The sequence below is a fragment of the Segatella copri genome (assembly GCF_015074785.1).
Classification (GTDB): Bacteria; Bacteroidota; Bacteroidia; order Bacteroidales; family Bacteroidaceae; genus Prevotella.
Window position 1 is genome coordinate 3,531,929 of the sequence record NZ_CP042464.1, and the last position, 26,392, is coordinate 3,558,320.

Genomic DNA, 26,392 nt, shown 5'->3' on the forward strand with positions numbered 1-26,392 from the left:
GTTGCCATAAAAGTATCATTTTGTCCACCTCAGGTTGGATAATTATTCGTACTTTTGTGGCAATATTTTTTATAATAATCTTTTAGACCTATCAATGAGAATGAAGAAATTATTATTTGCAACCTGTTGCATCGCTTTTTTGAGCGGTTCTTTGGGAGCAGCGGCGCAGAAAAAATCTGCAGCCAAGAAGGTTCTGACACAGACTTTGAAAGGGAAGTCTTGGTCGGCTGATAACGGTAATGGTACCTTTACAAACCCTTTGTTTTATGATGAGTTTTCTGACCCTGATATTATCAGAGTAGGGGAGGATTACTATCTGGCGGGTACCACGATGCACAGTGTGCCGGGACTGGTGGTTCTCCATTCCAAGGATCTCGTAAATTGGGAGTTCTCTTCCTATTGCTTCGACCGCTTTGATGATTCTGATGATTTCAATCTCCGCAATGGCAAGGAGGCTTACGGACAGGGTATCTGGGCGCCTGCCATCCGATATCATAACGGCAAGTTCTATATCTTCTCCAATATCAACGGGCATGGCTTGCAGGTGTATATCTCGGACAGTGCCAAGGGGCCTTGGACGCATCATAAAGTTAATGGCGATATCTACGACCTCTCTGTGCTCTTCGATGAGGATGGCAAGATTTATGCCGTGCACAAGTATGGCAACGTGACCGTTACGGAGTTGAAGCCTGATTTGAGCGGTCCGGTAGAGGGCAGCAGCAAGGTGGTGATTCCGGAAGGCAATGCAATGGGTGAGGGACATCATGTGTATAAAATCAATGGTATGTACTATATCCTCTCTGCTGATTATTCACCGATGGGCCGCATGCAGTGTGCCCGAAGCAAGAGCATCTGGGGACCTTATGAAACTTGCGTAATCAGCGAACGCGAATCGTATGGTTATGCTGCTGGATGGAGCGTAGGTAACATGGGAATCGGTCGTCCTTTGCCGGAAGATGGTTTCAAATTCCAGAACAACAAGCCTAATGGTCTGAACCTGGGCTGTGCTACCATTCATCAGGGCGGCATCGTGCAGGCTCCTGACGGGAAATGGTGGGGCGTTTCGATGCAGGACTTCAATGCTGTGGGAAGAACGGTGTGCCTGTCGCCTATCACTTGGGTTGACGGCTGGCCTTACTTCGGACTGGAGAAGAACCTGGGACGCTCGCCTCGTACCTGGTTCAAACCGAATGATATGGTAAAGACACCACAGGCTCCATACGACAGATGTGATGATTTCTCGGGTAAAACTTTTAAAGCGGTTTGGCAATGGAATCATAATCCGAATGACAAGATGTGGTCGCTGAATAAGGAACGAAAAGGATGGCTCCGTTTGCATTCCATGCCTGCCAAGCAACTGCTTTGGGCAAAGAATACATTGACGCAGCGTGCCATCGGACCGGTATCTTATACATCTGTAAAGTTGGATGCTTCTCGCTTGAAGGTAGGTGATGAGGCTGGTTTGGGTGCCATCAATACGCCATACGCTTCATTGGGCGTAGTCAAGACGGATAAGGGGGTGAACTTGAGATGTTATGACCAGAATACCAACAAGGAAGTGTTGAAGCCGTTGGCTAAAAGTAAGGTAGTATGGTTGCGACTTTGGGGTGATTACGATAAGAGCCAGTTGCAATATTCCTACTCTCTGGATGGTAAGAACTGGGAGAATATCGGTGAGCAGATGCTTTCGCCTTATCAGTTGAAGACCTTTCAGGGTGTACGTGTGGCACTTTATGCTTTCAACAAGAAGGAATTGAATGGCGGTGTGGCTGATTTTGATGATTTCAAGGTGGAGGAGCCGATGGCAGACAGAACTGCCAATCTGCCTATCGGAAAGACCATAAGATTCTCTAATCTCGCTGATGGCAGTCTGATGGATGCTACCGGACATGGGTTGATGCATAGTTCTAGTAACCGAAAGGACATGAGAAATCAGGTGAAGTTTGTTGTGGAGGATAGAGGTAAGGGAAAGATTGCTTTGAAGACGGCTGACGGACGATATGTTTATGTTGCTGGTGCTGGTTTATCTGGTGATGTTCGTCTGACTTCCGACTCTTCCAAGGCAGAGGAGTTTGTATGGCAGGATATGCTTTATAACCGCTGCATGCTGCTTTCTCTGAAGACTCAGCGTTATGTTGGTAAGAATCCTGTGGATGGAAGCCCTTATTCTGCAGATTACCAAGGTGCTGATGCCGGCATGAAGAACGGATGTGTTTTCGGTTGGGAAGTTGTTGAGTAAAGATATCTGTTCTTTATAAAATAGAAGAGGCAGACTCTCGCTGTGGGGAGTCTGCCTCATTTTTTTATGATATTGTTCGATTATTCGAAATAGAATGTGAGAGCTATCATCTTGCTATGTGCTGACTTAGCTGATAGTGTATATGGAAGTGTACTCTTGTCTTTTACATTTTTGATGTGATTCTTATCGTATGTATCTATTATTCCATACATGAATTTCAATTCAGGGCGAAGTTTGAAATATGGCAGATAGAAATCACACCCCAATCCCAGTTCTAGGAACAGATCTGTTTTCTTCAGTTTGATATAATCTTCGTTCTTGCTATTCAGATTCATCATCGGGTTGATTCCTGCCATGATATAGGGGCGGTGATTGTTGAATCTCTGTGCTGCAAATATCAGATCGAGGGCACTGGAAATGTAAGCCGTCTTCATCTCCTGTTTCTGTTGGATCGGTTTACCGGCACCATCTTTTTCCAGCATGTTGTAGAAGGAGAGATGTCGGGTACCGAAATACATGGCTGGTGCTATGCGTAGCTGGAAGTGGGTGTTGAGGCGGAATTCTCCTAGTACACCTACTGTAAATCCAGTATCCCATCTGTCCTGGTCTACTGTTACACAGCTTTGCTGCTCAATGCCGTCAGCATCAAGATAAGTCACCGGTCCTGCATTCTGGAATTCTATATCCTGGAAGTGGGTGCCTACTAATACACCGAAGTGGAATGGGCGCAAATCGGTATAAGGACGGTTTTCTACCGTTCTTTCCTGTGCGCCAGCCTGGATTGTGATGGCAAGGCTTATGATGAATGTCAATAGTTTCTGTTTCATATATTTATAACGGAATATTCCTCTTCATATTGCTTTCCGTTTTATTTCGATTATGTATAAATTAATCTAATTCTTGAAAATTCTTATACCTAATTGTAGGTATTTCAGAAATTATTATTATCTTTGCACCATAATTATTAGGTAATATACCTGATGTTATGAAGTAAGACAAATTAAAAGCATATTATACAAAAACATTATAAACATTTAAACATTAATAATTATGGCATACGTAATTGGTGACGATTGTATCGCTTGCGGTACATGTATTGATGAGTGTCCATCAGGTGCAATCTCTGAGGGCGATAAGTATTCAATCAACCCAGACCTCTGCACAGAGTGTGGCACTTGTGCTGATGTTTGCCCTAACGAGGCAATCAGTCTTCCTTAATCTATAAGGTAGATACTTTTAGTTACATAAAACATTGAGAGCGGTTCCCTTGGGAATCGCTCTTTTCGTTTTCCGTTGTTTATAGATTTGTTTACCTTTCTATCTTTTTAACTCATAGTATAAATCATAGAAACGAAAAGGGGATTGCATCAATAATCGATGCAATCCCCAATATGTTGTAGTTAATGTTATGCTTATTCACCTGGCTTGAGACCTGCCTTCTCGTAAGCATCGTTAGCCAACTTGTTCTGTGGATCAAGCTTCAGAAGTTTATCCCAGTATGGCTTAGCTGTGTCGAAGTCCTGCTTGTCGTAGGTATAGATGAAGCCCATATACTGGTAAGATGTCTTTAGGTAGCTGAGCTCATCTTCATCACACTGCTTTGCTTCCAGCTCATTGATTACTTCTGTATAAGCAGCAATAGCCTTGTCGTCCAACTCGTTCTGGAAAGCAGTGTTACCCTCCTGAAGCTTAGCAAATGGCTTCAATGTAGGATATTTCTCTGCTAACTTAGCGTATACGCTGATAGCCTTGTCAATGTTCTCAATCTTCTTGGCTGGATCTTTCTTAGCCTTGTTTACATAGATTTCAGCAAGCTTCATGAAGTCTGTAGGAGCAGCATTTGGATTCTTATCCATGTACTGCTGGTTGTACTCCAATGCCTTGTCTTCATCGCCCAATTCCTTGTAAGCCTCAGAGATATACTGCAATGGCTTAGGGTCGTCAGCCTTCATCTCCAATGCCTTCTGGTACTGAGCAATAGCCTCATTATACTGCTTGTTGCCAGCCAAAGCCAAACCATAATAAGCAACGATACTAGCATTCTTCTTGATAGAATCGGTATTCATTACGATGTTTGCATGCTGGAGAGCAGATTCAAAGTTCTTTACGTCAACAGCAGCGCGCATGGCCAAAACCTGCATAGCTGCATCCTTAGGAAACTTCTGGATACCACTTTCGCAAAGGCTCAAACTTTCTTCCTTCTTACCAACGATATAAGCTGTGAATGCATATTCGTACTGAGCATACTCTTCAAGTGTGTTTGGCTTAGCCTTTGAGAAATACTCATAAGCCTTCTCGTAGTTGCCAGCGCTGAAGAAGTTGTGACCTGCTTCTGCCTCGATAGGGTAGTTAGGGTTGATTTCTCTCAGCTTGTTCAAAGCTTCCGCACTAGCCTGTGGGTCAATTTTACGGTAAACGTTAGAATAGCTGATATATCCCTGAGGATTCTTAGGATCCATTGTCATACACTGACCATACCATGTAGCAGCCTCACCACCATTGTCCTGCATTGCATAGATATCGCCTTTCAGAATGTAGGCGTCACCATAGTTCTTGAACTTAGCGATGACAGCATCAGCAACAGCGTTAGCCTGATCATAGTTCTTGTTCATAGCAAGAAGGTTGCCCAAAGCTACCAATGCCTTAGGATCCTTTTTGAACTCCTTCTGGTATTCCTTGATTTCCTTGGCAAAAGCCTTAGGATCTGCATTACCAGCCTTTAATGTAGTCTCTATAGGTTTCAGCATGTCCTTATAGTTGACATCCTGTGCCATTGCAGGTGCTGCCAAACCCATGACGAGCAAACCTGCTACTAAATATTTAATTGCTTTCATAATTCTACTTTTTTATATGCGTCTCTTTCTTAGCGTTTTACATTAACGGTCTTTATAGTGATGTCACCTCTGTATGGAAGTAAACCAGTTTTGAACAGGATGAGCTGACCTCTTGGCCCTGAAATGTAGTTTGCGAAGCTCCAAGGCAATGCCCTGTGAGGGTCAACTACAATAGCGTATAATGTTCTAACGAACGGATATCTACCATCAAGCAAGTATGCCTGATAAGGTTTCCAGCTATTCATTGGAGTAGCCTTGTCCTTGATAGAAACCGACATTACATGAATATTCTTTTTGAAGGTAGTGTTTGTGGAATCTCTGCGGTCATTCAACCAGTTAGATCCGATAACACCGATTGAGCCTGGGTTCTGATCCACATAGTCGATAACCTCTTTACTTGTTTTTGCGGCCATGATTTTAGCACCCATTTTAGCTCCGTGCAGTACAGAGTCTACTACATAATTGGTTGTTGCAGAGCGGGTATTGTCGAAAATGACTTCGATGTTGCCTCTCTTTGAACCTTTCACAATATCACTCCATTTAGTTGCCTTACCTGTAAGGATACGTTTAATATCTTTTACCGTAATACAAGTATCATTGTTTTGCTTGTTTACAATAAATGCTAAACCATCGTAACCGATAGGGAAAACAGAAGGAATTACATTGCTTTTAGACTTCAAGTAGGCTATTTCACTATCTTTCAAATTACGTGTAGTGAATAAAAGCGCTGTTTTGAAATCTTTAATCATCTGAAGTCCGGTGACTTCATCTGTATACTTCGGCTTGAGTTTAGCTTTTGGGAACTCATACTCAAACTGACTTCTTTCTTCGTCAATGATAGGACTCAAACTCTCGTCAGCCACAAATTCAATTGTGCCTGAAGTAGGAGTATCAGTTCTACCATCTTTGGCTTTCTTCTCGCCACATGACGAGAAGAAAGCCATTGATAGTACTGTTAATCCTATACCTAAAAAAATATAAGATGTTCTTTTCATTCTATTACTGCAATCTAAATACAACTGGTACAGTATACTTAACACGTACAGCAGAACCGTTTTGCTTACCAGGTTTCCACCTAGGCATGCTCTTAACGACACGCTGTGCTTCACGGTCAAGTGAAGGGTCTACGGAACGAGCTACCCTAACATCAGAGATAGAACCATCACGTTCTACCACGAATGATACGATAACACGACCCTGTACACCATTCTCCTGTGCAACGACAGGATACTTGATGTTGCTTGCAAGGTAAGACATCAGGGCGCCTTGTCCACCAGGGAATGAAGGCATCTCCTCTACGACGTCGAAGACCTTAGTAGCAACCTCAGGTTTTGGTGCTGGTGGTGGAGGTGGAGCTGCCACTGCAATATCATTTCTTACAGCTTCAACTGTACGGTCCTTCACACCTTCCTTGTTTTCAGTACCGACTGCAACTTTGTCATCCAGTTTATCCATCTGCTTAACCTGGTTTTCCTCTTTTACGAGTTCATCCTTCTTAATGACAGGTGCGGTAAACTTCTGAGTTTCGCGAGCCACAGGAATCTCCTTTTTCATTTCAACCTTAGGCTTCACTGGCTCCTTCTTCTTTTCTTCCTTCTTAGCCTGCTGCTGGAGTTTAGCCAACTCCATAGCTTCCATATATGCTTGCTGCTCTTCAGCCTGTTTCTGTTCAATAACCTTCCAAGCTAAAAAACCACCCACGAGAGCTGCAGCAATGACCAAGATAAGCAGAGCCTTGATGTTTCGGCCAGAAGTACCCTTACGGAGCTGGTATGCACCATACTCCTTGTTCTTTCCGGCGAAAACCATATCGACCCATTTAGGATCGTAAAGATCAATTTTTGCCATTTCTTTCTTGTTTTAATTGTTAGTACACATCTTACATCTTAACGTTTCTAGACTTGAGAAGCTTCTCATCGTCTCCGTTAATCTTATCGATGACATACGTACCAATGTTCAAAATCTGCATTTCATCGAGTGCATCAACCATATTCTTATATGAAGCATTATCTGTAGGCTTGATGACGATAGTAAGAGTAGGAATCTTTCCGTCCTTCAAGTTACCAGCCTTCAAATCGCTCAACTTCTTCTGATAGATGCTATCAGGATACTGCTTAGGATTCTTCTGACGGTCCATGTTCAACTCCTTGACAGCAAGTGCGATTCTTTCTACAGGGCGTGTGCCGTTTTCTGTAGCGTGCTCTCTCAAGACCTTACGGACGCCCTGGCTTCCCCATGTAGTCTCCTTGATCCATGTTGGATCATCGTACTTAGGAATACCAGCACCATAATAAATCTTGTTATCTGCTGTTACGTAGAGTGTCACAGTTTCAGAAGCCTTAGCTTCGTTCTTCTGATCTTCTTGAGTATTCTCATCATTACTTGGCATAGTCAGCTCCATAGTCTGAGGTTTGCTCAAAGATGTACACAGCATGAAGAACGTGATAAGCAGCATGAGCATATCCACCATAGGCGTAAAGTCTACGCGGACATTCATTTTCTTTTGTTTGCTTTCTTTCTTTGCCATTTATTCGTCCCCCTGTTGTTTTAACTGTGTAATCATATAGTAATGACTCTCGTCCATATCCTGGAGTTCGTTCATCACTCTCTTAACGGTCTTGTAAGGTGTAGAAGCATCTGCCTTCAGGGCAATCTTGATGTCTTCGTTTACGTTACGAGCTGCGTCAACCCACTGCTGGAACTCGCTCATACCGCCCTTAATACTGTCGAGAGGAATACCTTTAGTCTGGAGATACTGTGGACGCTTAGAAGCGTTCATTGTCAGATAAGTACTCAAGTCGCCCATAGGTACGCCGAACAAACCCTCGCTCTTGAATGTCTCAATCTGTTTTGGGTTCAATGACACGCCGAATGCTCCTGTCATTGTGCTCAGTGTAGCTCCCAACTGATCAGTATTATCAATACTCATAAATACTTGGCCCTCGCCGGTAGGATTACCAGCCTTGTCCTTTTCAGGACTAACCAAGATGGTCAAGACACCGTTCTCTGGCACCTTAATCTCAGACACAGAACCTGGTGTATTTACCTTAACTGGCTCATTCTTTACGAAAGTAGAGGTGAGCATGAAGAAGGTAAGCAGCAGGGTCATAACGTCTGACATAGGCGTCATGTCGATCCAGATGTCACTCTTCTTAATTTTTACTTTACCCATAGCGATAAAATTTTAAAGGGTTAGCAAAAATTAAGCCTCTTCTGCGTGGTTAGCTTCGTATGTCTGAGCAATTGAGTAACCTACCTCGTCGAGTGCGTATGTCAACTTATCTACCTTGTTGGTGAATGTGTTGTAAGATACAACGGCACACCATGATGTCAAGATACCGAATGCGGTGTTGATCAACGCCTCAGAAATACCTACAGAAAGTGCTGCTGAGTCAGCGCCACCACCTTCACCCATGGCCTGGAATGACTTGATCATACCGGTTACAGTACCGAGAAGACCAGTCAAAGTACCAAGTGTTACGATTGTAGCGATGATAGGCAAGTTCATTGTCAAAGTTGGCATCTCCAACTGAGTTGCCTCCTCGTGAGCCTGCTGGATCTTAGCTACCTTCTGAGCCTTCTTCAAAGATGCGTTAGCACCAGACTCCATAGACTTGTAAGCGTTCAAAGAAGCCATAACAACGTTAGCTACTGTACCGCGCTGCTTGTTGCAGAGCTGCTCAGCCTTAGCGAAATCATTTGCGTTCAAAGCTGCCTTGATGTTTGCAACGAACTTAGGAAGAGCACCTGTACCTGTAGCGGTCTTAAGAGCCAACCAACGCTCGATTGTCATAGCCAACACTGTGAGCAACAATGTGTGGATAACTGGTACGATTACACCACCTTTGTAGATAGTACCCCAAATGTCTGCTGGGTGATCCTGTACACCTGGATCCTGGAAGTGCATGTCATTTCCGAACCATGTGAAGAACAATGTGAATGCGATGATAGCACATACCACGATGATCCAGAATGCGCCTCTTACTCCCTGAAAGCCCTCAGACTTCTTAGCTGGGGCTGCTTGTTTTGTAGTTGCCATAATTTTACTTTTTTTTAAATTATTAGTTAATAAATTATTAATATTTTCTTTTTTTTCTTTCTCGCTTCGTAGACCTTGAATGTGTCGTTTGTCAATAAACACAGTTGGGTTATCTATTTTGCATTGGCAAAGATAATAAATTAAAGTTTACTATCAGCCTAATTAAGAAGTTTTAACGAGATATTGGCTTATTTTATACCAATATCTCGCATTTTTCTTACATTTTGCCCCTTGAAAATGGTGTTTAAGCCATTTTTATTTCAACTTGCCCAAAGCTTCCTTGATGCGCTTGATAGCTTCAACGATGTTCTCGTCGCTTGTTGCATAGCTCATGCGGAAACAGTCTGGATCACCGAATGCGTCACCACCTACGGTGGCTACATGTGCTTCCTCGAGAAGGTACATGGCAAAGTCGGTTGAATTGTTGATGGTCTTCTCACCATTGCTCTTGCCAAAGTAGCTGTTGCACTTAGGGAAGAGATAGAAGGCACCCTGTGGCATGTTTACCTCAAGGCCTGGAACCTCTTTAGCCAACTTTACAATCAGGTTGCGTCGGCGCTCGAAAGCTACGCGCATTTCCTCTACTGCACTCTGGTCGAGTGTGTAGGCTGCTTCTGCTGCCTTCTGGCTTACAGAACATGTACCGCTGGTATACTGTCCCTGGAGCTTGTTGCAGCCCTTGATGATCCATTCCGGACCAGCCAGGAAACCGATTCTCCATCCTGTCATAGCGTAAGCCTTAGATACACCATTGGCAATGATAACCTGCTCCTTCATGCCTGGTTCCTGAGCAATGCTGTGGTGCTTGCCGATATAGTTGATGTGTTCGTAGATTTCATCTGCCAACACAAATACTTCAGGATGCTTCTTGAGTACTTCTGCCAGTGCAGCCAATTCTTCCTTAGAGTATACGCTACCGGTAGGGTTGCTAGGAGAGCAGAGAATGAGCATCTTGGTCTTCTCTGTAATGGCATTCTCCAACTGCTCTGCTGTCATCTTAAAGTCCTGGTCGAAACCGGCATTCACAATGATCGGAGTACCTCCTGCCAATTTCACCATCTGTGGGTAGCTTACCCAATATGGTGCAGGAATGATAACCTCGTCGCCTGGATTTACGAGTGCCAATACTGCGTTGCAGACGCACTGCTTACCACCAGTACCTACGATTATTTCATTGGTAGTGTACTCCAAACCATTCTCGTTCTTTAATTTGGCTACAATTGCTTTTCGCAAGTCAGGATAACCTGGTACTGGTGAATAACGGGAATAGTTCTCGTCAATAGCCTTCTTTGCTGCCTGTTTAATATTGTCAGGAGTGTTGAAGTCTGGTTCACCTACGCTCATGTTGATTACATCAATACCTTGAGCTTTCATTTCACTACTCTTCTGTGACATCGCCAGCGTTGCTGAAGGTGCCAATCTGTTTAAACGATCAGATAATTGTGCCATAATTTTATTCTTATATTTGTTTATCGGGTGCAAAAGTAAGCAAATTATTTCTTTTTCGGAAGAAAATTGAGCATTATTTCATGTTTTATATTGAAATAATAACATAATTTTATTATCCGAGGTGCAAAGTGTGCCCCATGCGGTCTCTCTTGGTCTTGAGATAACGCTCATTGTACTTGTTTGGTACAACTTCGATAGGTACATTTTCTACGATTTCCAAACCGTATGCTTCGAGACCTACGCGCTTTACCGGATTGTTGGTGAGCAGACGCATTTTGTGTACACCGAGATGACGGAGCATCTGTGCACCGCAACCATAGTCGCGCTCGTCTGGCTTGAAACCGAGATGGGTATTGGCGTCAACGGTATCGTAGCCTTCTTCCTGAAGCTTGTAGGCTGCAATCTTGTTCATCAGACCGATGCCGCGTCCTTCCTGCTGCATGTAGACAACAACTCCCTTTCCTGCCTCGTCTATCATCTGCATGGCCTTGTGGAGCTGCTGACCGCAGTCGCAACGCTTGCTGCCCAGAATGTCGCCAGTAGCGCAAGAAGAGTGAACACGGACCAGGATAGGCTCGTCTTCTTTCCATTCTCCCTTGATGAGTGCCATGTGTTCCAGACCATTGCTAGACTGGCGGAACGGAATGAGGCGGAAGTGGCCGTATTCTGTAGGCATGTCAACCTCTTCGCCCACTTCGATGAGTGATTCTTTCTTGAGTCGGTATTCTATCATGTCTTTGATAGAAATAACCTTGAGGTTCCATTCCTGTGCCATCTTCATCAGTTCTGGCAGACGTGCCATGGTGCCGTCTTCATTCATGATTTCCATAAGTGCGCCTGCTGGATAGAGGCCTGCCATTTTACAAAGATCGATGGCAGCTTCTGTGTGTCCGCTTCTTCTTAACACACCGTTATCTTGTGCGTAGAGCGGATTGATGTGACCCGGTCTGCCAAAAGTCTGCGGGGTAGAATTCGGGTCGGCAAGTGCTTTGATGGTTTCGGCACGGTCGTGTGCAGAAACACCGGTAGAACAGCCTTCCAGTTTGTCTACGGTTATGGTGAATGGTGTACCCAATACTGAGGTGTTCTCTGAAACCTGATGAGGCAAGTCGAGCTCATCGCAGCGGCTCAGGGTGATAGGGGCACAGAGTACACCTCTTGCGTGTTTCAGCATGAAGTTTACTTTTTCTGCGTCTATCTTCTCTGCGGCAATGATGAGGTCGCCTTCGTTTTCGCGGTCTTCATCATCTACAACAATGACGAACTTTCCTTCCTTGAAGTCTTTTACAGCATCTTCGATGCTATTTAATTTGATTTCTGACATTTTGATACCTTATTATATAGTTACATTTTACTTTTTCTGTTCTTTAATCCGATGGAGGATGTCCGTATTGGTCTGACTGATGACCTTGAGGTCACGGAACAAGCGCAGTCGGAATCGCCACATTCTCAAATATAGTAGTGTGCCCACTGGGAAAATGATGGCTGCAATGATGTTGAGCCATTTCCGCTCGAATGGGCGTGTATGTGCCTTGACAGAAAGAACCGGATATTGGTTCATGTCGTGCAGGATATACTTGTTGGCGGTGTTGGTCAAATCTTCTATTACCTCTTCCAATTCTGCATTGATTCTTTCTATCTCATGGTCAGGCTCGTATTTGAAGAATACATTGATGACGTTTGGAAGATGAACCAGTTTGTGTTCCTTATTATATAAGGTGATGTCTTGGTTTATTCTTTCCAGTTTCTCTGCATCCGCCTGATAGTCCGGGTCGGTGATGATGACTTCCTTGCCGAAGTAATGGCGTTTCTGTCGTAAACCGAGCAGTTTCATGAAGAACTCTTTGTAAACATCCATATTGAATACGGAAGAGTCATTGGTTGCCTTGTAGGTTACGAAGATAGCCAAAGGCGTCAATACTGCCGGTGCAAGACCTTTACCGAACCAGATGGCCCACATGCCGCTTCTTGACATTCTGTATCCTGTATTGTCGAGGATAAAGAAGACGATGAACACAAGTACGGAGATGACGACAGGGAAACCCAGTCCTCCTTTTCGGATGATGGCTCCTAATGGCGCTCCGATAAAGAAGAATATGAGACACGAAAGGGCTAAGGTGAACTTGTTGATAGCCTCAATCTTGTGCTGTCTTATCATGTAGTCTGCATCGCTCGTTGACATCGATTTGAAATCAAGGTCAGAAAGCTCCTGTTGTACGGTAGACTGTGCCTGGTTTACCGCCATGAGTTTCTTGTCCTGTGGCAACTTATTATATAAGGTGTCGAAAATGAGTTTTTCGCCCTTCTTGATTTCTTTGAGAGAGTCCTTCTTGTTGATGCGCTGTGCACCTCCATAGAATCTCGCGTTGGCTTCGTTCAGGTAAATTCTTCCGATAGAATCATATAATTGGTTGAGCGAATCGATGTCATTGTTGATTTTCTCCAGACTTTTACCCTTTGCATTTCCTGAAAGCGAAGCTGCATCGGTCATACTGAAGTCTCCGTCAAAGTCGAGAATGATTTTCTTGGAAACGAAAGTCTCTCGTCTGTATGGTACGGCAGCAGTATTGGCAAGTGCACTGCTTTGCATGTTCTCAAACCATTCTCCACTGTAGAGACTCAGAACAAGATGCTTCTTTTCTGCTGTACTCTGGAGCATGCCAGAATCTGCCAATATGATGGCGGCATCTTCATAGCTGTCGGTCATGCGGTAAATCATGATGCCGTAAAGCTTTCCGGTTTTCAAATCCTTCTTCTGCACATAAAGGTTGCAGTTTGGAATACCATCATAGAAGATTCCTTCCGGAATTTCCAGCTCCGGGCTTTTCTGTTTCATAGAAATCAGAAGTTGTGCCAGTTTCATGTTCGACTTAGGTCCCACATTGTTCTGAAAATAGAATGAGCCAAACATGATGATGACGGTGATGACAATGAGTGAGCGGAAAGCTTGCATCAGTGAAATGCCGGCAGCCTTGATGGCTGTAAGTTCCGAACTCTCGCCGAGATTACCGAACGTCATGAGTGAAGACAGGAGAATAGCCAATGGCAGGGCCTGCGGTACGAGCATCAGGCCCATGTACCAGAAGAATTGAGCCATCACGTCCATCGTGAGTCCCTTACCGATGAGTTCATCAATATATCTCCACAAGAACTGCATCATCAGCACAAACTGGCAGATGAAGAAAGTTCCCATGAAAAGGAGACCAAACTGCTTGGCAATAAATATGTCTAATTTCTTAATTCTAAGCATTTCAATATTCTGTTGTTTCAGACCTTTTTTTATTTAAAATAATAGCAGGTCTGTTATTCAGCGTGCAAAGGTAATACAAAAAAATAAGAAAACCTTTATTTTTCGTTTTTTTTATATATATAATTAGGTGAAAGAGGGGCTGAAATGTGAGGAAAAAGAGAAAATGAAACTTTTTTTGAAAATTTCTGCCGAAAAATTTGTTCAATTCAAATAAATGTATTACCTTTGCACTCGCAAATGAGAAATCAATTGCTTGGATGGCGGGATAGCTCAGCTGGTTAGAGCGTCGGATTCATAATCCGGAGGTCGAGGGATCGTGGCCCCCTCCCGCTACAAGATGAGAGACATCAACTTTTTAGTTGATGTCTTTTTTATGCTCTAAACTTTTCCACACTTATTCACTTCTCATAGAAAAGTTATCCACATATGTGTTGATAACTATGTTATTCCGTTGGTTATCAGATGTTTTTCCTGTTGGTAACTGATGTGGAAAAGATAAATATGAAAGATTTTCCTATGTTTTTCTTGGTGTTCTCAGAATAAAATGATATTTTTGCACCTAAAATACAACTATTATGAAGCAGCAAGTATATAACTTAAAAGAGTTTGCCGCTAAATACCAACTGAAGGACATATTTGGAGCCTATGCAGCTCATATTCATACAGATGTTTTAACTGGAAGTGTCCTGAGGGATATGGCGAGTGAACGAACACTTTTTTACAAGGTATTATTGGTAAAAAGCGGAAGTGTAAAGTTTGAAGTCGTCCTGGGATCTGAAAGTGCTGAGGACGAGGAACATCAGCTTACGACAAGTGATTTGCTTGTTGTATCGCCTAAGCATGTTTATAAGTTTACCGAAATTTCGGAAGATTTTGAGGCTGAATGTGTTTTTGTTGATGAAGAGATTTCTAATGATCTTGTTTATCATCTTTCTGACGATAAACTCAAGGCGGCTCTTGATATCTTTCATATGATTCGGGATATTGTGCGCCATCAGCATATTTATAAGGTAGAGATGATCCAGTCTATGGTGAATGTCTTGAAACTTCTGGTGTCAGAGTTGCCTTATGACAGCCTTATGTCGACCCGAGACTTGCGCCATAAAAAGAATGTGTACGAAATCTTTCTGCATTTGCTGTATCGCAATTTCAAGAGTGAGCGACAAATCCGATTTTATGCAGATAAACTGAATGTTTCTTCTGCTTATCTCTCCAGGATGGTAAAAGAAATATCGGGTACGACGGTCAATGATCATATTACCTCTCTTCTTTACAAAGAAATCTGTAATCAGCTGAAGCAGTCGGATATGACAATGGGTGAAATAGCTGATTATCTTCACTTTAACGACCAGAGTGCATTGACCAATTTCTTTAAAACAAGGGCTGGAATGACACCACTTGCTTATCGTAATCAATACAACTGATAAGATTCCCTTCACATGACCATCTTATTATCAATAAAAGAATTTCCGCTTGTCTATTTTGAGGTATAGGCAAGCGGAACAGTCAAATGTTAATATGAAATTCAGATTAGTATTATTCTATATCTTATTCTAAAGTTCTTTTATGTCAGCAGTTACATCTTTTTATTTCAGGGTGAACTTGTGTGACTGCAGCATCTCTTTTGGATCGAGTGCCTTGTCCAATTCTTCCTTACTCATGATGCCCTGCTCAATAACGATGTCGTATACAGAGCGGCCAGTAGCATGGGCTTCCTTAGCAACTTTAGTACTCTTCTTGTAACCGATGATTGGGTTCAGAGCGGTAACGATACCGATACTGTTCTTTACCATTTCGTAGCAACGCTCTTTGTTTACGGTGATGCCGAGGATGCATTCAGAAGTCAGGGTTTCGATGGCGTTCTTCAACCATGTCAGACTCTCGAAGAGACTTTCTGTGATGATAGGTTCCATTACGTTCAACTCCAACTGGCCTGCCTCTGCAGCAAAGCTGACAGTTGCATCGTTTCCTATTACCTTGAAGCAAACCTGGTTGGTTACCTCTGGAATAACTGGATTAACCTTACCTGGCATGATAGAAGAACCTGGAGCCTTAGGAGGAAGGTTGATTTCGTTCAAACCGCAACGAGGACCAGAAGCCATCAGGCGGAGGTCGTTACAGATCTTAGACAACTTGATAGCCAGACGCTTCAAAGCAGAAGAGTAGCTTACGTAAGCACCTGTATCTGGTGTTGCCTCTACCAGGTCGGTAGCTGTTTCGAAGTTCTCGCCTGTCAGTTTGCTGAGGTTGGCAGCACAGAGCTTAGCGAAGCCAGGAACGGCATTCAGTCCTGTACCGATGGCTGTACCACCCATATTGATCTCGTGTAAGAGTTTCACGTTGCGCTCCAGGTTGAGGATTTCCTCTTCCAGATTGTTGGCGTATGCGTTGAACTCCTGACCGAAAGACATAGGAACAGCGTCCTGCAACTGGGTACGGCCCATCTTGATGACATCAGCATATTCGTCAGCCTTATAGCGGAATGCGCTGATCAAACCTGTCAGAGCACCTACCAGATGAGTATTCATACGGATCAAAGCCAGACGGATAGAAGTAGGATATACATCGTTTGTACTCTGGCCGCAGTTGCAATGATCATTAGGAGAACAGAACTGATAATCAGCCTTTTCATGTCCCATGATTTCGAGTGCACGGTTGGCGATTACCTCGTTGGCATTCATGTTGACAGATGTACCTGCGCCACCCTGTACCATGTCGATAGGGAAGTTCTCATGCCATTTACCGTCGATGATTTCGCGGCAAGCCTGACCGATTGCCCCTGAAATCTCATCGTTGATAACACCGAGGGTATGGTTGGTTTCGATGGCAGCCAACTTTACGTAAGCGATGGCGATAATGAAATCAGGATAGTCGCGCATCGTCTTGCGTGAAATGTGATAGTTGTTAATACCGCGCTGTGTCTGTACACCATAAAGTGCTTCAGCAGGAACTTTGAGTTCACCTAAAAGGTCTGACTCTACTCTAAATTTTTTCTCTTCAGCCATAATATTGATTGTTTTGTTATTTTTTTCTTTTATTGATAGTTAGTTGTAATGAGAATTTTCTTATATCTTCTTCTCGGTTGCAAAATTACAGCATTTTTTGCTGAAATTCTTTATAAATTTTAGACCGATATTTGTAAAAAACTGACCAATGGGGCTAAAATACAAAAAAAAGTTGTATATTTGCAGCGGTAAAGTTTTATTTTTAGGCATTTGTAGAATGCCTCTTCTTTATAAACATAGAAATGGTATAAGCTGTATGAAACGAAAATTACACCTTATTATATATGTAGCTTTCATCGTGTTGCTGTCCGGTTGTGCTCAGCAACCAAAGAAGTTTGTCATTGGTGTTTCCCAGTGTTCGGAAGATATCTGGCGCGATAAACTGAATGATGAACTGAAGATGGGCGAGTATCTCAACGATTCGCTTATCGTGAAACTGGCTTCTTCCAACGATGATAATATGTTGCAGAATAAGCAAGTTAACCAGTTTATCGATGAGGGCGTAGATCTGCTTATCATATCTCCTAATCAGCTGAGTGCTATATCCAAGGCTGTAGAGCGTGCTTACGATAAAGGTATTCCTGTGATTCTCTATGACAGGAAGACCAATTCTGATAAGTATACGGCATTTATCGGCTGCGATAACTATACGATAGGTAAATCGATGGGAACTTTTATCGCCCAGCAGCTTCAGGGAAAGGGGCGCATCGTTGAAATCAGTGGCTTAGAGGGCTCTTCGCCTGCTTTGGAGCGTCATCGTGGTTTTATGGATGCTATCAAGCCTTATCCTGGGTTACAGGTTGTAGCCTCCGAAGGAGGAAACTGGAAAGAAGAGGGTGGAATCCAGGCGATGAAACGCATATTGAAACAGACACAGGACTTTGATTATGTCTTTGCCCATAATGACCGTCTTGCCTGGGGTGCTTATGTGGCTGCCCGCCAGATGAGGGTAAAGCGTAACTATAAGTATACCGGAGTAGACGGCATGGCTACCGAAGGTGGTGGTTTGGAACTTGTGCGCGATGGTATTTTCGAAGCCTCTTATCTTTATCCTACCAAGGGTGACGAGGTCATAGCGCTTGCCATGAAGATATTGAAGCATCAGCCTTATGAACGCGACAATTATCTGAGCACTTCTATCATAACCCAGGCAAATGCTGCCCTTACATTGATGGAGGCTAGGGATGCCGAGCGTCAGACGCGAAATCTGAAGACTTTGCATAAGCAGGTAGATCAGTATCTGTCTGATTATAACTCACAGAAAGTCATGCTCATAGGCCTGGGTCTGTTCCTCTTTGTTTGCCTCGCAGCTGCGGCTTTAATTTTCAGAGGTTATCTGATAAAGGTGAAACTGAACGAAACATTGGCTAAGACAAATGGCGAACTGAAGCGACTGAATGTAGAATTGGGTGAAAAGAATGAAGAATTGAAACGATTGAATGAGGAGGTCTTGGAACTCACTCATTCCCGTCTGGTATTCTTTACCAATATCAGTCATGAACTTCGCACGCCTTTAACCCTGATAGCCGACCCGGTAGAGATGCTGCTTGAAGATACCGGCATCAAGGGCAAGAGCCGCGAACTCTTGAAAATGGTGCAGCGTAACGCCCTTGCTCTCCAACAGTTGGTAAGTAACATTCTTGATTTCCGTAAGATTCAGAATGGCAAGATGGAACTTAAACTCTATCGCTTCGACATTGTGAAGACCTTGACGACGTGGGTGGGCGACTTCCAGCTTACTGCCGAGCGCAAGCAGATCAGACTGCATCTGGATGTTGATGACTTGAAAGGCAGCCATGAAATGATTGCCGATCAGGAGAAGATTTCCCGTATTGTGTTCAATCTGTTGAGCAATGCCTTGAAATATACGCCTGCTGGTGGTGAAATCTTTGTTTCGCTGAAAGATGAAGGTGCCAATCTCCGTCTTGATGTGAAAGATACGGGCAAGGGTATCTCGCAGGATGAGGCTGATAAGATCTTTGAACGCTTCTTCCAGGCCAAGGGTGCTGCCAGCGGTACGGGTATCGGTCTGGCTCTGGTGAAATCATTTGTAGAGTTGCATCATGGTGAGGCTAGGGTAGAAAGTGAACTGGGAAAGGGCTCTGATTTTATCGTTGTCATTCCTCGTGAGCAGGAGAGTGATTCACAAGTTATCCACAATGATGTGGATATTGTGGATAACTCTGTAAATACTTCTGCGTCAACTGGTAAGAATGTTGTAGATGAATCTGTTTTGCAATATATTGACGATGGAGACAGAAGTCGTGGAAAAGTTCAGCAGCTGGTAAGCGAGAATACCAATCGTCCTACTGTTCTGGTTATTGATGATAATACCGATATCCGTCAGTATGAGCGTACTCTTTTGCAGGATGAGTATGTTGTTCTTGAGGCTGCTGATGGTAAAGAGGGTCTAGCTGTCGCCTTGAAAGAGGTGCCTGACCTGGTGATTTGCGATGTGATGATGCCTGTTATGGACGGATTGGAGTTGACAGAACGGCTGAAGACGAATACGGCTACCTCTCATATCCCTGTTATTATGCTTACGGCGAAGAACCTGGAGGAGCATCGCGCAGAGGGTTATGAGCATGGAGCTGATTCCTATATTACCAAACCATTCCACAGCAAGGTGCTTCTCGCCCGTATTGAGAATCTCTTGCGACAGCGTCAGCTCCTGAAGAATCTTTATCAAGGTACTAAAGAGGCTGAGAAGGAGATTTCTGAGGCTCATCTGGAAGACCGTGACAAGCAGTTCCTCAAGCAGCTTCAAGCCATTATCCAGAAGAATCTTTCTGATAGCGAGTTTGGAGTTGAGGATATGGGACAGCAGATTGGTTTAAGCCGTGTGCAGCTCTATCGCAAGGTGAAGGCGATGACTGGCTCTTCTGTTGTTGACTTACTCCGTAAGGCTCGCCTTGCCAAAGCTAGGCGTTTGCTCGAAACCCGGAGCATGAGTGTCTCTGAAGTAGCCTATGAAGTGGGCTTCTCTGCGCCGTCTTACTTCACAAAATGTTTCAAGGAAGAGTATGGAATGTTACCTGGTGATGTAGGTAATGTGATGAAATAGAGAGAAATACGCTATGCCTGAAGTATAAAATCTGTGAATATATGGATAAAAATCGTTCATTTCCTAGCATAAAAGGTACATTGTATCAATTTTATCACTATTTGAACGATAATTGTACCTGCTGTTCGCTGAAACTTACTATCTTTGCACCAGAATTTAGAAGTTTATAAATTGTTTCATGCAGAAGTAGTTGCATTTTCATAAGGTTTAGGTTTTTAGGTTATAGGATTGAGTATTCATTAAGGTAAGTAGTTTTCTTTAAGGTTAAAAGTTTTGTTTTGGGAAATAACTAGTAATGAGAGAAAGCAGCTGTAGACGGGATGTCTGACAGCTGCTTTCGCGTATTATGGTTTGTTTCTTTTTAAGCGGGCATACTATAGCTTTTTAAAGGGGGCTTATTCCCAATCTTCAAATTCCAGTTCCAGTTCTTTGTATTCGGGCTTGAAACTGCTGTTCTCCTTATCTTGCTTCCTGGCTTCTTCTGATGAGGTGTTGCTTACGGACAGACCAAGCAGGCGGATGGGATGAGCAGAGGAGTAATCTACCTGTTTCAGTAGCCGTTTGGCAAGAGGTAGAATATCATCCTTCTTTTTCAGAACCTTTTCTTGTGAGATGCTTCGTGTTATCTGGGTGAAATCGGCAAACTTCACCTTCAGCGTCAGGGTTCTTCCTTCGAAACCGCTTTTGGCGATGCGCTCCAGTAGTTCGAGTACAGTATGGTACAGTTCGATAATCACAGCCGATTTGGCATAGATATCTTCCAGGAAAGTCTGTTCGCAGCCTACCGATTTCCGTTCCCGGTAGGTGATGACAGGTCGTTCATCTATCCCCCTTGCGAAATCATAGAAGATGTGTCCGGCTTTTCCGAACACTTCTACCAGATGTTCCTCGGATACTTTCCTCAGGTCAGCTCCGTTGAAGATACCCATGAAATGCATCTTTTGCAAGGTTTTCTTGCCCACACCCCAGAAATCCTCTACTGGCAGTTGGGCGATGAAATCGAGCGCCTTGTCGGGATGAATGGTGCAGATGCCGTCGGGCTTGCGGTAATCAGAAGCCACTTTGGCGAGAAACTTGCAGTAGCTGATGCCAGCTGAGGCGGTGAGTCCGGTTGCCTCCTTGATACGGGTTTTGATTTCTTTGGCAATATCCACCGCCAGTTCTATCCCTTTCTTATTCTGCGTTACATCAAGAAAGGCTTCATCTATGGAGATGGGTTCGATGAGGTCGGTATATTCCTGGAATATCTGATGTATCTGATGGGATATTTTAGCATAATAATCATGCCGGCAGGGTACGATGATGAGGTTAGGGCAGCGCTGCTTGGCTTGAGCGATGGATTGCGCCGAGTGAACGCCATACTTCCTTGCCTCATAGCTGGCTGTAGAAACCACACCACGAGGTCCGTCGAAGCCAACCGCTACCGGTTTGCCCCGAAGTTCCGGATTGTCTCTTTGCTCTACCGCAGCAAAGAAGGCATCCATGTCGATATGTATGATCTTGCGCTCAGTCATTCCTGCCTTATTTTTTCCAAAAGTACAAAAAAGATGCGTTTCCACAAAATCTAAGCTGTTTTTTATTGTTCGTTAACGTTTTCGGGTATTAGCCTACATGGTCCATCGAAACAGGCTGCGTTGAGCATCGCAAGTACTTGCGTTAGCCAACTCAAGTACTTGCGTTAGTCAACGAAGCTATCTGCGTCTGCTTCCTGAGTCGTCTCCGATAGCTTCCTGAGTCGTCTCCGATAGCTAATGGAATCGTCATCGATAGCTTGTTGAGTCGTCTCCGTTAATTTAACGAATCGTCTCCGATAGCCTACGGAACCACTTGAGTAAGCTGAACCAAACACTTGACCTCACTGATTCAAGCACTTGACCTCATTAACACAAGTACATCATGACACGCTCTTAATAGTCTGTAGTGATCTATATGACTCCCTTTATCTGAAATAGAAAAGAGTTAGTTAAGACGTAGAAAATAGCAGAAAAGTGTGAAATTCCGTTCATGTAATAGCAATTATGTTACAATGAACGGATTTTTTTATTCGATGAAATGATTTTTTAAGCCGCTGTTCAGACCTTTATGTACTTTTGCACCAGAAATCAAAACAATAATGCTAACAAAATTAAACGAATAAAGTTATGAACAACTTTTTGAATGGAAAGAGCGCAGCTATGATGCTTGCACTTTCATTGGTAAATGTTACAGCAGCTTTTGCACAGGATGATAATTCAAGTGCTAAGGAAGAGGGTAATCGTAATGTGATGCTCAATGCAGCCAGTGCGAATGGTCCTCGTGAGATTCAGATTGGTTTGCCTTCTGCCGATGTCAACGTTTTGGAGAATGGTTTGCCTGTTACTTACGCTACCAATCCTCATTCTGTCAATACTATCTGGCGTGGTGATGCAAGTTTGAGCCATCAGGGTTTGCTCAAGATTGCCGAGACTGCCATCACTACCGGTAATATCGGTTATGCCGTGAACTCTTTCACCCAGAAGGGACAGAAGGGATTCAATGGTACGCTGAACTATAAGAGCAATCACTTCGGATTGCAGGAATTCTCTCTGAATATGAATGGTGATTTGGGTAAGGACTGGTACTACAGCTTTAATATGTATCAGGATTTCGACCCGGGAACCTTCAAGATCAAGTCAACTCCTTATCAGGATCGTACTCAGATTTACAAGGCGCTCCTTACCAAGAAGTATAACGGCAACCGTGGTGAATTTACCGCTATGTATAAGTATGCCAACAGTCATAATGTATATAACTATGCCACCCAGAGTGCTCCATTCATTTATGTAGGTGATGGAAGCGTGAAGGAGTATGGCAACTTCAAGCTCGGAACCACCTCTTATCTTCCTGTAGATAATGATATGACCTATCGTGATATGCGTACTGGTGAGTTGAAGCAGACTTCTCTCTATGATGCCTGTCTGAACAAGGCAAGCGAGGTAACCCTGATGAACAACTATCGTTTTGACAACGGTTTAAACTGGAAGGCTACCTTGAAGTACGATCACTCACGTGGTGCGATGGTTTACCAGTCTCCAATGTCTATCATCGATTTGAAGAGTGCTGCCAATCAGGGCGTATATAATTATAAGTATCGCGATATCGACGGACAGACCAAGGCTTACAACGGTCAGTACATCCAGACCCGTATGTCATGTCTCAATGCCGGTAAGATTGATGAGGCTCTCTTCACCACCGAGCTTAGCAAGAAATTCAGTACTTCCACCTTCCGTCTTGGCGTGAATGAGTGGTTCTACCATATCGATTATTGCTCAAATACAACCATGTATGATCAGAGCGTACCTGCAGATGGAAGCTATGCCTTGCGAGTTTGGGATGCAAAACAGCGCGACAGCTACTTCTACGATTTCAACAAGAACGCCTCTGAGTATTACAAGGGAAGCGAAAACAAGCTGGCTCTCTACTTCACCCACGATTGGGACATCACCAAGAAGTTCAATCTCTACTATGGTGCCCGTCTGGAGTGGCAGAAGCTGAAGGGTGAAAACGCAGCAGTGAAGAATGCGCAGGGGGATTACGTTGGTCGTTTCACTGATTACCATCTCGGTGCTAAGGCAGCAGATGGAACCGTGATTGCTCCGACAGACTTGAGTTACAACTGGCTCAACTACGATTTCTCTGTAGCAGCAACTTATAAGTTGACCGATAATTTCGGCTTCACTGGCGATTTCACTTACATCGTGCAGCATCCAAAGTTTGAGGCTTTTGCCCCAGCTACATTGCCGAATACGGATAAGATTTCTGTGCCACTCGGTCGTGCAGGTATCTACTACAATAACTCATGGTTGAGTTTGACATCGTTGTTCTCTTACATCTCAAAGACCAACAACAACTCAACTCTGAATTTGCAGCATGGCAGTGAGATCAAGGCAGCTCCTTTGACTTACGATATCCAGACATGGGGATGGACAACCGACGCTGTGGCTCATCCATTCAAGGGATTCGATTTCCACTTCCTCTTCACTTATCAGAAGCCAACTTACAAGAAGTATGAAACCAGCATCACCTTCAGCGATGGCTATGTTGGCAAAATCAACGCCACTGGCAATATCGTAGCAGAGATTCCTCAGATTCTCATCGAGTTGGACCCAAGCTACATGATTACTAAGGATATCAAGCTCTGGACCAGCTTCCGTTACTTCAGTAAGACCTACGCCAACATCAACGAGGCATATTATTTCAATGGTCACTGGGAGACTTTCGGAGGTTTGAACTGGCAGGCAACCAAGCGTCTGGCTCTCGGCTGCACTGTAGTCAACTTCCTCAACCAGACTGGTGCCAAGGGTAGTATCGCAGGTGCCGAGCTGATTACCAAGGATGAGGCTAAGGGAATCAAGAATCAGATTATGACGGGAAGTTATCTCCGTCCATTCACTGTAGAATTCACAGCATCGCTTAAGTTCTAAGCGATATAAATATCAATAAACATCATCGACAGCTCCTATATATAATATAATGTATAGGGCTGTCGGTAATAAGACAAACAATAATACGTTATAGATATAAACAATAACAATTAACAATAATAGTACAATGAGAACAAACAAAATGCTGAAGGCTGCCTGCCTCATGTTGATGGCATCAGCTACCACTTCTGCCTTTGCACAGAAGATGAACATCGAACACAAGGGTGATACTACTATCATCAAGGTGGAGAATCCTACCAAGTATCTTCTTCTCCCTATCCAGGAAGAGAAGGATGAGGCTCAGGTTTTGCTCGATACAGGTTCTAAGGATGATACCTGGATGGACGTTCGCCTGGCTCAGAATGGTTCTGATTACTATGTGCCTTTTGCTTTGGGCAAGGGTAAGACTGCTACAGTCAAGATTCTTGGTCTGAAGAAGGATGCTTTGGCACTCAACTTGCTCAAGCTCAGCGATACATTCGACACCACCAATACCGATTACTATCGCCCATCTTATCACTTCACTCCGCTCTATGGTTGGATGAACGACCCTAACGGAATGGTGTATAAGGATGGTGAGTATCATCTCTATTTCCAGTATAACCCATACGGAAGTAAGTGGGGCAATATGCACTGGGGCCATGCTGTAAGCAAGGACCTGGTTCATTGGGAGCATCTCGACCCAGCCATCGCTCGCGACCCTGTAGGTCATATCTTCTCTGGTAGTTCGGTTGTGGATAAGAAGAATACCGCCGGCTTTGGTAAGGATGCCATCATCGCTATCTATACCAACAACAGTGTGAACCACGATGAAGTACAGTGCATCGCCTACAGTAACGATAATGGTCGTACCTTTACCAAGTACGAGGGCAACCCTGTGTTGACTCCATTCGATGGCTTGAAGGACTTCCGCGACCCTAAGGTGTTCTGGTATGAGAAGGGAAAATGCTGGTATATGATTGTTTCTGCTGATAAGGAGACCCGCTTCTACAAGTCAAAGAATCTCAAGAAATGGACTTACGTGAGTGCCTTCGGTAAGGGCATGGGACAGCAGCCATGCCAGTATGAGTGCCCAGACTTCTTCCAGTTGCCTGTAAACGGTGATAAGAAGAAGATGAAGTGGGTGATGACCATGAATATCAACCCTGGCTGCTGGTTTGGTGGCAGCGCTACCGAGTATTTCGTAGGCGATTTCGATGGCAAGAAGTTTACTTGTCCTGATGCCAACGAAGTAAAGTGGCTCGATAGGGGTAAGGATCACTATGCTACCGTTACCTTCTCAAACACAGGCGACCGAGTATTGGGTATCACCTGGATGAGCAACTGGCAGTATGCCAACCTTACTCCGTTCAAGCAGAACCGTGGTGCCAATGGTTTGCCTCGAGAGTTGAAGCTTTACGAGAAGAATGGCAAGTATTATATTTCAGAAGATGTAGCTCCTGAGGTTTATGCATTGCGTAAGGACACCAAGAATGTGGCAGATGCTTCTGTTTCAGACGAAAAGATGCTTGCTGGTGTTGCAGCCAATATGAATGGTGCCTTCGAGATTGAGACTGATGTAACACCAGATGCCAACGGCATTGCCGGTATTGAGATTTCAAACAACAAGCGTGAGCGCACCCTGATTTATTTCGATATGAAGCAGGGCAAGGTAGTGATGGATAGAACCGAGAGTGGTTTGACCGATTTCGGCAAGCAGGCAGTTCCTCATGATATCGAGTTGGCTTGGGACAAGCAGCTGGCAGCAGAAGGCAAGCAGCCTGCCCGTATCACCAATTCTATCAACTACAAGAACGATTTCGCTCTCGCTACCTGGGCTCCGTTGAGTCTTTGCGAGGATGGCAAGAAGACCTATCATGTTGATATCTTCGTAGATAAGTCTTCTGTTGAACTCTTCGTAGATGGCGGTCGCATCGCCATGACCAACCTCGTCTTCCCAGTAGCTCCATACGAAAATGTGAAGCTTTATACCCAGGATGGCAAGGCTGAGTTCAAGAACCTGAAGGTTCATAAGCTTGGTTTGTAAGTTACAGGTTTATATGATGTAAAAAGAAGCCTTAGTTTATGTAC

18 protein-coding genes and 1 tRNA gene are annotated in these 26,392 nt (G+C 43.9%); 7 read left to right on the forward strand and 12 right to left on the reverse strand.

The genetic code is table 11. The features are described from left to right. Nucleotides 1-100: 100 nt before the first annotated feature. Nucleotides 101-2,239 carry a glycoside hydrolase family 43 protein gene (locus tag FO447_RS14525; protein WP_200756957.1) on the forward strand — a complete coding sequence of 713 codons (2,139 nt, stop codon included), beginning with the start codon at nucleotides 101-103 and terminating at the stop codon, nucleotides 2,237-2,239. An 80-nt stretch (nucleotides 2,240-2,319) separates the two neighbouring features. Here FO447_RS14525 and FO447_RS14530 read toward each other — a convergent pair whose 3' ends face one another. Next, nucleotides 2,320-3,066 carry a porin family protein gene (locus FO447_RS14530; RefSeq protein ID WP_200756958.1) on the reverse strand — a complete coding sequence of 249 codons (747 nt, stop codon included), beginning with the start codon at nucleotides 3,064-3,066 and terminating at the stop codon, nucleotides 2,320-2,322. A gap of 223 nt (nucleotides 3,067-3,289) precedes the next feature. Between FO447_RS14530 and FO447_RS14535 the strand changes: the two genes are divergently transcribed. After that, the gene (locus tag FO447_RS14535) at nucleotides 3,290-3,457 is read left to right on the forward strand and encodes a 4Fe-4S binding protein (RefSeq protein WP_022120089.1); all 168 of its coding nucleotides are present in this window, start codon (nucleotides 3,290-3,292) and stop codon (nucleotides 3,455-3,457) included. Between the two features lie 194 nt (nucleotides 3,458-3,651). Here FO447_RS14535 and FO447_RS14540 read toward each other — a convergent pair whose 3' ends face one another. From FO447_RS14540 to FO447_RS14580, 9 genes are all read right to left on the reverse strand, one after another. Then, nucleotides 3,652-5,073, reverse strand: coding sequence for a tetratricopeptide repeat protein (locus tag FO447_RS14540; RefSeq protein WP_118064823.1), 1,422 nt, complete (start codon nucleotides 5,071-5,073; stop codon nucleotides 3,652-3,654). A 29-nt stretch (nucleotides 5,074-5,102) separates the two neighbouring features. Then, a complete protein-coding gene (locus tag FO447_RS14545) occupies nucleotides 5,103-6,068 on the reverse strand; it encodes a PstS family phosphate ABC transporter substrate-binding protein (protein ID WP_200756959.1) in 966 nt (321 codons plus the stop codon). A gap of 4 nt (nucleotides 6,069-6,072) precedes the next feature. Next, a complete protein-coding gene (locus FO447_RS14550; protein ID WP_117586466.1) occupies nucleotides 6,073-6,921 on the reverse strand; it encodes an energy transducer TonB in 849 nt (282 codons plus the stop codon). Between the two features lie 31 nt (nucleotides 6,922-6,952). Next, nucleotides 6,953-7,600 carry an ExbD/TolR family protein gene (locus FO447_RS14555; protein WP_117586465.1) on the reverse strand — a complete coding sequence of 216 codons (648 nt, stop codon included), beginning with the start codon at nucleotides 7,598-7,600 and terminating at the stop codon, nucleotides 6,953-6,955. After that, complete coding sequence (locus FO447_RS14560; RefSeq protein WP_117586464.1) at nucleotides 7,601-8,245, reverse strand: ExbD/TolR family protein; 645 nt, start codon at nucleotides 8,243-8,245, stop codon at nucleotides 7,601-7,603. 30 nt (nucleotides 8,246-8,275) lie between these two features. Further along, nucleotides 8,276-9,112: a MotA/TolQ/ExbB proton channel family protein gene (locus tag FO447_RS14565; RefSeq protein WP_006849145.1), complete on the reverse strand. Its 837-nt coding sequence runs from the start codon at nucleotides 9,110-9,112 to the stop codon at nucleotides 8,276-8,278. A gap of 255 nt (nucleotides 9,113-9,367) precedes the next feature. After that, nucleotides 9,368-10,561 carry a pyridoxal phosphate-dependent aminotransferase gene (locus tag FO447_RS14570; RefSeq protein WP_118064818.1) on the reverse strand — a complete coding sequence of 398 codons (1,194 nt, stop codon included), beginning with the start codon at nucleotides 10,559-10,561 and terminating at the stop codon, nucleotides 9,368-9,370. A 112-nt stretch (nucleotides 10,562-10,673) separates the two neighbouring features. Then, a complete protein-coding gene (locus FO447_RS14575; protein ID WP_022120097.1) occupies nucleotides 10,674-11,885 on the reverse strand; it encodes a bifunctional 3,4-dihydroxy-2-butanone-4-phosphate synthase/GTP cyclohydrolase II in 1,212 nt (403 codons plus the stop codon). A gap of 27 nt (nucleotides 11,886-11,912) precedes the next feature. Continuing rightward, a complete protein-coding gene (locus FO447_RS14580) occupies nucleotides 11,913-13,811 on the reverse strand; it encodes an LptF/LptG family permease (RefSeq protein ID WP_200756960.1) in 1,899 nt (632 codons plus the stop codon). A 259-nt stretch (nucleotides 13,812-14,070) separates the two neighbouring features. Between FO447_RS14580 and FO447_RS14585 the strand changes: the two genes are divergently transcribed. Next, nucleotides 14,071-14,144: transfer RNA gene (locus tag FO447_RS14585), tRNA-Met, on the forward strand. Between the two features lie 242 nt (nucleotides 14,145-14,386). After that, entirely contained in the window at nucleotides 14,387-15,235 is an 849-nt protein-coding gene (locus FO447_RS14590; RefSeq protein WP_200756961.1) for a helix-turn-helix domain-containing protein, read from the forward strand. Between the two features lie 162 nt (nucleotides 15,236-15,397). Here FO447_RS14590 and FO447_RS14595 read toward each other — a convergent pair whose 3' ends face one another. Further along, complete coding sequence (locus FO447_RS14595) at nucleotides 15,398-16,816, reverse strand: aspartate ammonia-lyase (protein WP_117727162.1); 1,419 nt, start codon at nucleotides 16,814-16,816, stop codon at nucleotides 15,398-15,400. 256 nt (nucleotides 16,817-17,072) lie between these two features. Here FO447_RS14595 and FO447_RS14600 point away from each other — a divergent pair, with 256 nt between their 5' ends. Continuing rightward, on the forward strand, nucleotides 17,073-19,880 hold the full coding sequence (locus tag FO447_RS14600; protein WP_200756962.1) for a hybrid sensor histidine kinase/response regulator transcription factor: 2,808 nt from the start codon (nucleotides 17,073-17,075) through the stop codon (nucleotides 19,878-19,880). A gap of 395 nt (nucleotides 19,881-20,275) precedes the next feature. Here FO447_RS14600 and dinB read toward each other — a convergent pair whose 3' ends face one another. Continuing rightward, on the reverse strand, nucleotides 20,276-21,394 hold the full coding sequence (dinB, locus tag FO447_RS14605) for a DNA polymerase IV (protein ID WP_200756971.1): 1,119 nt from the start codon (nucleotides 21,392-21,394) through the stop codon (nucleotides 20,276-20,278). A gap of 660 nt (nucleotides 21,395-22,054) precedes the next feature. Between dinB and FO447_RS14610 the strand changes: the two genes are divergently transcribed. Continuing rightward, complete coding sequence (locus tag FO447_RS14610) at nucleotides 22,055-24,322, forward strand: TonB-dependent receptor (RefSeq protein WP_437182713.1); 2,268 nt, start codon at nucleotides 22,055-22,057, stop codon at nucleotides 24,320-24,322. A 127-nt stretch (nucleotides 24,323-24,449) separates the two neighbouring features. Then, nucleotides 24,450-26,348, forward strand: a complete 1,899-nt coding sequence (locus tag FO447_RS14615) for a GH32 C-terminal domain-containing protein (RefSeq protein ID WP_200756976.1) — start codon at nucleotides 24,450-24,452, stop codon at nucleotides 26,346-26,348. Nucleotides 26,349-26,392 lie beyond the last annotated feature (44 nt).

Excerpts from the sequence above, each read along its gene's own strand:
- FO447_RS14610 (WP_437182713.1), top strand. The coding sequence starts at position 22,055 with ATGATGCTTGCACTTTCATTGGTAAATGTTACAGCAGCTTTTGCACAG.
- FO447_RS14600 (WP_200756962.1), top strand. The coding sequence starts at position 17,073 with ATGAAACGAAAATTACACCTTATTATATATGTAGCTTTCATCGTGTTG.
- FO447_RS14540 (WP_118064823.1), bottom strand. The coding sequence starts at position 5,073 with ATGAAAGCAATTAAATATTTAGTAGCAGGTTTGCTCGTCATGGGTTTG.
- FO447_RS14565 (WP_006849145.1), bottom strand. The coding sequence starts at position 9,112 with ATGGCAACTACAAAACAAGCAGCCCCAGCTAAGAAGTCTGAGGGCTTT.
- FO447_RS14535 (WP_022120089.1), top strand. The coding sequence starts at position 3,290 with ATGGCATACGTAATTGGTGACGATTGTATCGCTTGCGGTACATGTATT.
- FO447_RS14560 (WP_117586464.1), bottom strand. The coding sequence starts at position 8,245 with ATGGGTAAAGTAAAAATTAAGAAGAGTGACATCTGGATCGACATGACG.
- FO447_RS14525 (WP_200756957.1), top strand. The coding sequence starts at position 101 with ATGAAGAAATTATTATTTGCAACCTGTTGCATCGCTTTTTTGAGCGGT.
- FO447_RS14530 (WP_200756958.1), bottom strand. The coding sequence starts at position 3,066 with ATGAAACAGAAACTATTGACATTCATCATAAGCCTTGCCATCACAATC.
- FO447_RS14545 (WP_200756959.1), bottom strand. The coding sequence starts at position 6,068 with ATGAAAAGAACATCTTATATTTTTTTAGGTATAGGATTAACAGTACTA.
- FO447_RS14550 (WP_117586466.1), bottom strand. The coding sequence starts at position 6,921 with ATGGCAAAAATTGATCTTTACGATCCTAAATGGGTCGATATGGTTTTC.
- FO447_RS14575 (WP_022120097.1), bottom strand. The coding sequence starts at position 11,885 with ATGTCAGAAATCAAATTAAATAGCATCGAAGATGCTGTAAAAGACTTC.
- dinB (WP_200756971.1), bottom strand. The coding sequence starts at position 21,394 with ATGACTGAGCGCAAGATCATACATATCGACATGGATGCCTTCTTTGCT.
- FO447_RS14615 (WP_200756976.1), top strand. The coding sequence starts at position 24,450 with ATGAGAACAAACAAAATGCTGAAGGCTGCCTGCCTCATGTTGATGGCA.
- FO447_RS14595 (WP_117727162.1), bottom strand. The coding sequence starts at position 16,816 with ATGGCTGAAGAGAAAAAATTTAGAGTAGAGTCAGACCTTTTAGGTGAA.
- FO447_RS14590 (WP_200756961.1), top strand. The coding sequence starts at position 14,387 with ATGAAGCAGCAAGTATATAACTTAAAAGAGTTTGCCGCTAAATACCAA.
- FO447_RS14570 (WP_118064818.1), bottom strand. The coding sequence starts at position 10,561 with ATGGCACAATTATCTGATCGTTTAAACAGATTGGCACCTTCAGCAACG.
- FO447_RS14555 (WP_117586465.1), bottom strand. The coding sequence starts at position 7,600 with ATGGCAAAGAAAGAAAGCAAACAAAAGAAAATGAATGTCCGCGTAGAC.
- FO447_RS14580 (WP_200756960.1), bottom strand. The coding sequence starts at position 13,811 with ATGCTTAGAATTAAGAAATTAGACATATTTATTGCCAAGCAGTTTGGT.